The 7,958-nt window shown below is 67.0% G+C and carries 8 protein-coding genes; 2 read left to right on the top strand and 6 right to left on the bottom strand.

From position 1 onward, the window contains the following. Positions 1-168: 168 nt before the first annotated feature. From RTQ83_RS22190 to RTQ83_RS22180, 3 genes are all read right to left on the bottom strand, one after another. On the bottom strand, positions 169-624 hold the full coding sequence (locus RTQ83_RS22190) for a chemotaxis protein CheW (RefSeq protein ID WP_312519567.1): 456 nt from the start codon (positions 622-624) through the stop codon (positions 169-171). 139 nt (positions 625-763) lie between these two features. Beyond that, the gene (locus tag RTQ83_RS22185; protein ID WP_312519564.1) at positions 764-2,695 is read right to left on the bottom strand and encodes a flagellar assembly protein A; all 1,932 of its coding nucleotides are present in this window, start codon (positions 2,693-2,695) and stop codon (positions 764-766) included. Positions 2,696-2,906: 211 nt separating this feature from the next. Continuing rightward, positions 2,907-3,299 carry a hypothetical protein gene (locus RTQ83_RS22180; RefSeq protein WP_312519562.1) on the bottom strand — a complete coding sequence of 131 codons (393 nt, stop codon included), beginning with the start codon at positions 3,297-3,299 and terminating at the stop codon, positions 2,907-2,909. A gap of 201 nt (positions 3,300-3,500) precedes the next feature. Between RTQ83_RS22180 and ompR the strand changes: the two genes are divergently transcribed. Together ompR and RTQ83_RS22170 are read left to right on the top strand one after the other, a co-directional pair. Further along, positions 3,501-4,265, top strand: coding sequence for a two-component system response regulator OmpR (gene ompR / locus RTQ83_RS22175; RefSeq protein WP_312519559.1), 765 nt, complete (start codon positions 3,501-3,503; stop codon positions 4,263-4,265). Beyond that, complete coding sequence (locus RTQ83_RS22170) at positions 4,265-5,638, top strand: ATP-binding protein (protein WP_312519556.1); 1,374 nt, start codon at positions 4,265-4,267, stop codon at positions 5,636-5,638. The genes ompR and RTQ83_RS22170 overlap by 1 nt, the downstream gene beginning before the upstream one ends. A gap of 64 nt (positions 5,639-5,702) precedes the next feature. On the opposite strand, the gene RTQ83_RS22165 is transcribed toward RTQ83_RS22170, so the two are convergent. The 3 genes from RTQ83_RS22165 to RTQ83_RS22155 form a co-directional block, all read right to left on the bottom strand. Then, positions 5,703-6,671: a threo-3-hydroxy-L-aspartate ammonia-lyase gene (locus RTQ83_RS22165; protein ID WP_312519553.1), complete on the bottom strand. Its 969-nt coding sequence runs from the start codon at positions 6,669-6,671 to the stop codon at positions 5,703-5,705. A 125-nt stretch (positions 6,672-6,796) separates the two neighbouring features. Beyond that, a complete protein-coding gene (locus RTQ83_RS22160) occupies positions 6,797-7,243 on the bottom strand; it encodes a hypothetical protein (RefSeq protein ID WP_312519551.1) in 447 nt (148 codons plus the stop codon). Positions 7,244-7,246: 3 nt separating this feature from the next. Beyond that, positions 7,247-7,933, bottom strand: a complete 687-nt coding sequence (locus RTQ83_RS22155) for a polyphenol oxidase family protein (protein WP_312519549.1) — start codon at positions 7,931-7,933, stop codon at positions 7,247-7,249. Positions 7,934-7,958 lie beyond the last annotated feature (25 nt).

Genomic DNA, 7,958 nt, shown 5'->3' with positions numbered 1-7,958 from the left:
ATCAAAAAAGCTGTCCGACTAAACGGGGTCAGTTCAGAAGGCGGGAACCCAAGTTCGTTGTGCTGCCACTAGCGCTTGAGAAGGTGGGCACGCTCGCACACTTGGGTTCCCGCCTTCGCGGGAAGTCATCGCTGCCAGTGGCAGGGATGACGGTCTCAAAGATAACACTTACGCCACCCTGAGCGGCCGGCGTGGCGACAACGACATCAGCTCGTCGATATCGATCAGCACCACGCTGCGCTCGTCGACCCGCGCCAATCCGATCAGGTAACCGGCATCCGGGCCGCCCGCCAGCGGCTCGATCCGCTCCGGCCTGACGTGTACGATCCCGGTCACGCCCTCCACCACCATCCCCACCAGACCGCTCTTCAAACGCAGGATGATCACGTCCGACTCCGGACTGGCGCGTCCCGCACGCTGGCTGGAGGCGGCGCGCATGTCGACGATCGGCAGGATCACGCCATGCGACAGCGCCACGCCGCCGATGATCTCGCCGTCCGCCGCGAAGCGCTCCAGCGACTTGAGCAGCTTGAGCTCCTGGACCCTGGCGCAATCCAGACCGTACTCCTGGCCGTCGAGCGTGAAGCTCAGGTATTCATGCGGGGCGCAAGTCGGGGTGTGCATGGCGGATCCTTTGTGTCAGCAATCCCCATCGTATGCCCGCCCCATCGTCACAATGTTGACGGCAGTCAATTGCGTACTCGACACAGCACCGCCGTCCGAAGACCCCGCGGGTCAATGTCAGTGCACGCTCAGTGCACGCTCAGTGCACGTAGACGTCGGCCAACACCGGCATCTGCTGCGCCGGATCGGTGCACCAGTTCCAGGCGCCATTGGTGCCGGCATGCAGCAATTCGGCGCCGCTACCGTCGCGCAGGCGCGCCTTGATTTCGCGCGGCGGCAGGTCGTAGGCATTGCCGGCATCCGGCTCGTAGGCCATCGCCCTCACCTGTACCTCGCCCGCCAGCGCGCCGATGGCCACGCCGGCCGCGCCCAGGCGCTCGCCGCGCTGGGTCTCGAGGCGCGCCAGCAGTGCCTGGCCGGCATGCCGCTCGCCCTCGGCGGCCTTGTCCAGCTGCGACAGGCGCGCCATTTCCTTCAGCGCCGGCGTCACTGCCGCCGTCAGGCGTTTGAACTGCGGCTCCTGCTCGGGCGTGAGCACCAGTTCGCCCTTGCGCAGGCGCGGCGCCAGCATCAGGTATTTGCGCAGGTCGGGCTGGGCGCCCAGGGTCTCGATCGCCGTACGGTGACGCGCCAGCAGCTGGCCGAAGCCTTCGAGGCGTGCGCTCACCTGGGCCATAGCGTCGTCGATGCGCGCGCAATCCGGGCGCAGCACGTACACCAGCATCTCGCCCTGGCGCCGCGGCGCCGCGCGCCCGATCGACACGCGCCGCCCCGCGATGGCGCCGCCCTCGGCACTGGCCACTTCGACCTCGTCGCCCATGATCTCGCAATTGATCGCACGCTCGACCTTGACCCGGGTGCCCGAGATCACGCAGTTCTCGGCGCGCTGCAGGGTGACCTCGCCCTGCGCAGTCTGGATCGTGGCGTTGGAAGTCACGCCCAGCACCTGGATGTCGCCTTTGGCATTGCGCGCGCTGCCGCCCACCAGGTTGCGCTCGAGCCGGATGGTGCCGCCGCGCGAGACCACGTGGCCGAATACATCGGCATGCACGGTGATGCTGTCGCCCTCGATGACGCGCTGCTCCTGCACTTCACCGAATTCCTCGTAGTCGCCGCTCAGGTGCAGGTTGCCGGTGGTTTTGGCGCTGACGCCGTCATGGCTGACGATCTTGTCGCTGATCGAGATGCGGCTCGACTTCGGGTCGACGCTCAGGAAGCCGTCCTGGCGCGCCACCAGGAATTCGCCGTCCTCGCACTGCGCCACCTCGGTGCCATCGGCGGCGTACACCGACAGGTCTAGGTCTCTGGGTGGCTCGGGCGCGATCGGGATGCCGGCCAGGTCGAAGCCGGGCGCGCCGACGCTGGCCGGCACCTTGCGCAGCAGGCGCTTGCCCCTGGCGATTTGCGGGAAGCGGTTCTGGAAGCTCATCAGGTCGAGCTTGCCGTTGGCGAGCTGGCGCGGCGCGTCGCTGCGATGCAGGTCGCCGGTGACTTCCTCGACCCGGGCATCGATGCCGCTGCTGGCCTCGAGCCGGCGCGCCACCACGATCCGTCCCGCCGCGCCGGAGACGATGGCATTGCGGATGGCGTCCAGGTCGACGCCGAAGCGCACGCCCTTGCCCCACAGGTCGGCCACGAATTCGTCGGCGTCGAGCGTGGTGGCGCGTTCGACGCCCTCGTCGTCGGTCCGGAACACCGGCTCGAAATAGTATTCGGCCTGGCCGTCGGCGATCTTGACTGCGCGGTACAGGGCGCGCCGTTCCTGCGCGAACGGCAGGATGTCTGCCGCGAAGCGCACCACGGCGCGTCCCGCCGCATCGCGCGGCAGCTCGGGGCCGTGGCCGTACAGCGCCTTGATCAGGACCGGGTAATCGAGGTCGGAGAAATAATGATTCGAGCGCAGCACGCCGTCGACTGCCGCCACCAGCGTGGTGCCGAGCACTTCGGGGTCGGCATACACGCCGTCGGCGCGGCGGTCGATGCAATGCTCCGGTCCGTTCGAAGCGAAACGCGCGACGCTATCGGTGGTCGCGAAGGAGATAGCGGATGAGGCGACAGCGGGATCGTTCACGTTCACGCTCCAGTCAACAGAATTGGCGAATCACATGCCAACAGTAAGGTGGGCGTAAACATAGCATGTTGCGGAATATAAATAAATATATAGCAACAAGATTTCTTAGATGTAATTACCTAGACACGATTACAAGCTTTTGCAGTGAGCGGCGATGAAAAACGGCGCCCGCAGGCGCCGTCGATTTCGTCAGTAGATGCTTGTCAACGCTTCAGCGGCGTTGCGCGTTAGGGTACACGTCGGCCCCGCTTTCGCGGATCTGGCGTCGCAGGTCGCGCCGCTCGTCCGGCGTCATGCGGCCGCCGCGGCGCTCGCTGCCCATCGATTCGCGCTGGGCTTCGATGGCGCGGCGCTGCTCTTCGCGCATTTCCTGGGCACGCTGCTCGAAACGCGCGTCCTGGGCCTGCGCCTGCATCTGGTAGCGTTCACGCATCTGGGCCGAGTCGTCGCGCCGGCCACGCTCCTGCTGATGGGCCAGGGCCTCGGCACCGCCCGCCGCCAACAGGCACGCCATCACACCAAGGCGCACGAGCCGCGCGAGCCGGCTGACGCGGCTTGCCGCGGTACCGGATACTGCTGGGTTGTCGATGTGCGCTAGGTTCATGGTGTTCCTCTTCCGCGATGCCCTATAAGAAGATAAGCTGTGGTGATCACTTGACGCCAGTGTAGGTGCATACCGTGAGCGGAGTAAGACTAATTGGGTAAAGTTTGTAACACATTGTAATGGCTGGGTTCAGTCGTGCCGACGCCAGCGCGAAGAGAAGTTACCATAGCGACATTCATCTGACAATTCTGGACAGTTTTTATGATTCCGACTACGAACAACACCGGCGCTCCCGGCGCGCAAAGCGGCCACTCCGCCAAGATCATGGTCGTGGACGACGACGTGCGCCTGCGCGACCTGCTGCGGCGCTACCTCACCGAGCAGGGTTTTCAGGTCGTGACCGCCGAGAGCGCGCCGGCGATGAACAAGCTGTGGCTTCGCGAACGGTATGACCTGCTGGTGCTGGACCTGATGCTGCCGGGCGAAGACGGCCTGTCGATCTGCCGCCGCCTGCGCGGCGCCGGCGACCAGACCCCGATCATCATGCTCACCGCCAAGGGCGAAGACGTCGACCGCATCGTCGGCCTCGAGATGGGCGCCGACGACTATCTGCCGAAACCGTTCAACCCGCGCGAACTGGTGGCGCGCATCGGCGCGGTGCTGCGCCGCAAGGGCCCGGACGAGATCCCGGGTGCGCCGTCCGAGACGCCGCAGACCTTCGAGTTCGGCGACTTCGTGCTCGACCTGGGCACGCGCACGCTCAAGAAGAACGGCGAGACCGTCCCGTTGACCACCGGCGAATTCTCGGTGCTGAAGGTGTTTGCACGCCACGCGCGCCAGCCGCTGTCGCGCGAAAAACTGATGGAGCTCGCGCGCGGCCGCGAATACGAAGTGTTCGACCGCTCGCTCGACGTCCAGATCTCGCGCCTGCGCAAGCTGATCGAGCCCGATCCATCCAGCCCGCTGTACATCCAGACGGTGTGGGGCCTGGGCTACGTGTTCATCCCTGAAGGCCAGCCGCGCTAGTGTTCTCTCCCTTTGTAGCGGCGCGCCGCGCGGTGCGCTTCGCTTGGTTCAAAAGCGGCCTGTTCTGGCGCACCTTCTTCCTGATGTCGCTGCTCACGACGGTGTCGATGGGCGCGTGGATCGGCATGATCAACGTGTTCCAGCGCGGCCCGCAGGTGCAGCAGACCGCCGAGCTGGTGGTGTCAGTGGTGACCATCACCAAGGCTGCGCTGACCCACTCGGCGCCGGACCTGCGGCGCGAGCTGCTGCTGGAACTGGTGTCGAACGAAGGCATCCGCATCTTCACGCTCGAGGACAGCGACGTGGTCGACCCGCCGCCGCACAATCCGCTGATGCCCGAGATCGCGGCCATGGTGCGCGAGCGCCTCGGCCCCGACACGCGCTTCTCGAGCGGCGTGAACGGCGTGCCGGGCTTTTACATCAGCTTCAACATCGAGGACGACAAGTACTGGCTGATGCTCGAACGCGAGCGCCTGGCTGGCCTGACGCGCGTACAGTGGCTGGGCTGGGCGACCGTGGTGGGCCTCTTGTCGGTGCTGGGCGCGGCCCTGATTTCGAGCCTGGTCAACCTGCCGCTGGCGCGCCTGACCGCCGCCGCGCGCGCCATCGCCAAGGGCGAGCGCCCGGCGCCGCTGCCCGAGAAGGGGTCGCAGGAGATCATCGAGGCCAACCGCAGCTTCAACCAGATGGTGGAAGACCTGGCGCAGGTGGAAAAGGACCGCGCCGTGATTTTGGCCGGTATCTCGCACGACCTGCGCACGCCACTGGCGCGCATGGGACTCGAAGTGGAGATGGCGAATCTGTCGAACGAAGCGCGCGAAGGCATGCAGTCGGACATCGCCCAGATGGACGCGATCATCGGCCAGTTCCTCGACTACGCCAAGCCGACCGAGGCGGCGACCTTCGTGGCGGTGAACCTGTCCGAGATGCTGTCGGACGTCGCGCGCGAGGCCGGCCGCATCCAGAACCTGCGCGTCACGACCGACCTGCTGCCCGACGTGCACGTGCTGGGCAACGCCACCGACCTGCGGCGCGTGATCAACAACATCATCGAGAACGCGCGCCGCTACGGCACCACGCCGGGCAAGGACTACACCGAGATCGACATCGCGCTGCGCGTGAAAGCCACCGGCCATGGCCGGCGCGCGGTGATCGAGATCGGCGACCATGGCGTGGGCGTGCCGCCGGACCAGATCGCGCAGCTGATGAAACCCTTCACGCGGCTCGACAGCGCGCGCGGGCAGGCGAACGGCGCGGGTCTGGGCCTGGCGATCGTGGAACGGGTGCTGACGCGCCACAATGCGGGGCTGGAGGTGAGCAACCGCAATGGCGGCGGGTTCATGCTGCAGGTGGCGTTGCCGCTGGCCGGATAAGACATCCCGCCAACGAAACCCCATCATGGGCGACGGCACTTCGCATGCCGTCGCCCTTGATTCGTCATCCTGCAATCAGGCTGGCGAAGCGTCCCAGATCGATATTCCCGCCACTGATCAACACCCCGATCTTCTTGCCCTTCAACCTCGCCTTCATCTTGCGCGCCGCCGCAAACCCCAGGCACCCGGTGGGCTCCACCACGATCTTCATGCGCTCGGCAAAGAAGCGCATGCATTCCACCAGCTCTTCGTCCGTCACCGCCAGGATGTCGTTCACATCGCGCTGGATGATCGGGAAGGTCAACTGCCCCAGGTGCTGGGTCTGCGCCCCGTCGGCAATCGTACGCGGCGTATCGATGTGCACGATCTCGCCCTTCCTGAACGACTGCTGCCCGTCGTTGCCCGCTTCCGGCTCCACCCCGTACAGCGCGCAGTCCGGCGACAGGGCGCGCGTCGCCAGTGCGGAACCGGACAGCAGCCCGCCCCCGCCCAGGCACACGAAGAAGGCGTCCAGCGGCCCGACCTCTTCGAACAGTTCCTTGGCCGCCGTGCCCTGCCCCGCGATCACGTCGGCATGGTCGTACGGCGGGATCAGGGTCAGGCCGTGCTTCTCGGCCAGATCGCGCCCGATCTGCTCGCGGTCTTCGGTATACCGGTCATAGGTCACCACGGTGGCGCCGTAGCCACGCGTGGCGGCGACCTTCGCGGCCGGGGCGTCCTGCGGCATGATGATGGTGGCCGGCATGTCCAGCAGGCGCGCCGACAGGGCGACCGCCTGCGCGTGGTTCCCGGACGAGAACGCGACCACGCCGGCGCGGCGCTGCTCAGGGCTGAACCTGGCCAGCGCGTTGTAGCCGCCGCGGAACTTGAACGCGCCCATGCGCTGCATGTTCTCGCACTTGAAGAACACCTCGGCGCCGAATTCCTCGTTGACCGTGCGCGAGGTCAGCACCGGGGTGCGGTGCGCGGCGCCGGCGATGCGCGCCGCGGCCTGGACGACGTCTTCGTAAGTGGGGAGCTGGGGCGTGGTCATGTGTTCGTCAATCCTTGTCAAGTGGGGCCATCGGAATGCCGCCGGCATCGGGCAGGCGGACCAGAAATAGTAGCGAGCCGGGAAGCGGGCGTCAAACCGCGCGGCCGTGGCCCACGGCCCGTACTTCAAGCCACCTCCTGCAGCAGGCGCGCGCGCACCGCGTCCTTGCGCCGCCCGGCGCTGCGCACCAGCGCATGCACGAGCCCCAGCAGCATGGCGAAGGCGGCGCATCCCGCCGCGAGACCGAGCAGCACCAGGATCAGCACGGGCACGATGACGGCCACGACGATGACGATGACGATGTCGATATTGATGGCGATGTCGAGCCAGAACGGGTCGCGCGCCCGCTCCCTGAGGAGCACCGTGGGCGTCGCCAGATCGCGCCACCCGAGCACCGTCCCCCAGTCGCCCGGCCTGGAGAAGGCGATGGCATACGTCGCGCCCTGGCGTGGCACCGCGCCGGGGCCGAACCTCGCCGCGAACACGCGCCGCCCCGCGCTGTCGAAGCTGAAATCGCCAATGCTTTCGACGGCATCGAACACCCGGTCGAACGTGATTCTTTCGATATGCATGGCTCAGCGGCCCCCGATCGCGATCGCGGACCACTGAACGTCGACGCCCGGCGCGCGCGTCTCGCTGTCGCGCCGGTAGCTGTGGTACACGAAGCCTTCGGCAGCCTGCCCGACGCTGCACATCGTGCAGCTGGCACTGTCCCACACCTCGGTGAAACCCGCGCGCTCCAGCTGCCAGCGCACCACGCCGGCCAGGTTCAGGCGCCGTGGCTGCGGCGCCAGCAGGTCGCCGGCGATGTCGTAGCGCGCGCGAAAGCGTTCGATCACTTCGCCGGACACCTCGTAGCAGCAAGCGCCGGCGGTCGGGCCGATCGCTGCGCTCCAGTCGGCGGGCGACTCGCCGCGCTCGCCCAGCATGGCGACGAATCCGTCGACGATGCCGTCCATGGCGCCGCGCCAGCCGGCATGCAGCGCCGCCACCGCGGCGCCGTCGCGGCGTGCCAGCAGCACCGGTGCGCAGTCGGCGGTGGCGATCGTGAGCAGCACGCCGGGCCGCTCGGTGAACATGCCGTCCGCTTCGCCGCAGTCCTCACCGGGCGCGTCGATGACCGCGATACGGGTGCCATGGCGCTCGTGCTGTACCGCGCGCTCCGGCCACAGAGTCGGGAACGACGCCGTCATGTCGTCGTCGCGGTTGCCGAAGCCGTGATCGATGCCGGCGATGCTTTCCAGGATGGGACTGAGGAGCATGGTGACTAAGGAATGATGGCGACAC

The organism is Massilia sp. (genome assembly GCF_031995545.1).
Lineage (GTDB): Bacteria > Pseudomonadota > Gammaproteobacteria > Burkholderiales > Burkholderiaceae_D > Telluria.
Note: the sequence above shows the minus strand (reverse complement) of the source record. Positions and strands in the feature narration are given on the sequence as shown.

Coding starts and splice junctions, on each gene's coding strand:
- RTQ83_RS22160 (WP_312519551.1), bottom strand. CDS start 7,243: ATGCATATCGAAAGAATCACGTTCGACCGGGTGTTCGATGCCGTCGAA.
- ompR (WP_312519559.1), top strand. CDS start 3,501: ATGATTCCGACTACGAACAACACCGGCGCTCCCGGCGCGCAAAGCGGC.
- RTQ83_RS22190 (WP_312519567.1), bottom strand. CDS start 624: ATGCACACCCCGACTTGCGCCCCGCATGAATACCTGAGCTTCACGCTC.
- RTQ83_RS22165 (WP_312519553.1), bottom strand. CDS start 6,671: ATGACCACGCCCCAGCTCCCCACTTACGAAGACGTCGTCCAGGCCGCG.
- RTQ83_RS22155 (WP_312519549.1), bottom strand. CDS start 7,933: ATGCTCCTCAGTCCCATCCTGGAAAGCATCGCCGGCATCGATCACGGC.
- RTQ83_RS22180 (WP_312519562.1), bottom strand. CDS start 3,299: ATGAACCTAGCGCACATCGACAACCCAGCAGTATCCGGTACCGCGGCA.